This is a genomic window from Actinomadura napierensis, from assembly GCF_039529375.1.
GTDB lineage: Bacteria > Actinomycetota > Actinomycetes > Streptosporangiales > Streptosporangiaceae > Spirillospora > Spirillospora napierensis.
Map to the genome: position 1 here is coordinate 1 of NZ_BAAAMR010000288.1, position 808 is coordinate 808.

The 808-nt window shown below is 37.3% G+C and carries 2 protein-coding genes; one reads left to right on the forward strand and one right to left on the reverse strand.

The genetic code is table 11. The features are described 5' to 3' along the window. Positions 1–536, forward strand: a 536-nt coding sequence (locus tag ABD296_RS49480; protein WP_344285502.1) for a GDYXXLXY domain-containing protein, incomplete at its 5' end; no start/stop codon positions are given. A gap of 55 nt (positions 537–591) precedes the next feature. Here the strand turns inward: ABD296_RS49480 and ABD296_RS49485 are convergent. Continuing rightward, positions 592–808, reverse strand: a 217-nt coding sequence (locus ABD296_RS49485; RefSeq protein WP_344285505.1) for an aspartate 1-decarboxylase, incomplete at its 5' end; no start/stop codon positions are given.

Genomic DNA, 808 nt, shown 5'->3' on the forward strand with positions numbered 1-808 from the left:
TTGCAATAGTCACTGTTTTATTTTTTGCAGGTTTAGTGATGAAAAATGAATGGCACCTGCATCAGAGTAAAAGTATTTTTATTAAGCTGAAACCAGTTGATCCTCGTTCTATTTTACAAGGGGACTATATGGCGTTGGCTTATGAATTAAATTTACAATCTCTCAAAGCTCTGACAGCAAGTGAAAGTGAAGCTTTAGATCAGGTGATTTTTAATCATGCTTCTGTTCCAGCAAAAGTTATTTTAGATTCACGAAATCGAGTAATCCGTACTATTTTAGACCCTAACTCTTTATCTAATGAGCAGAATTTAATTTTAAAAAATCCGGACAATCACTATCAATCTTTGTACCCAGCTTCTCGCAGTTTCTTATTTGCCGAAGGCTTAGCTCATTGCTATGAGAAAGCGAAATATGCTGAATTTAAGGTAAATGCAAAAGGAGAGGCGATTTTATTTGATTTACGTGGAGAAGAGCTACAGCCTCTAAATTGTAAGCAGCAACAGAGCTGGTGGAAGGGAACTGCCAGAAGTTTATAAAGTCTTATAAAAAAAGCCCGTATTTACGGGCTTCTTATTATTTTTAAAACTTTAATTAAGCAACTTGCACAGGAATACAGTTCGCTGTGTGATTGACTGTGTTATCTGGGTTCGCATATACCAAGCGTGGTTTATGGGCATTTGCTTCAGCTTCTGTGAAATCACCAAAAGTAGCAATAATAACTAAATCGCCCACATCTGCTTGGTGAGCAGCGCCGCCATTTACTGAAATAATGCCAGAGTTATCTTCACCACGAATTGCGTAAGTTGTG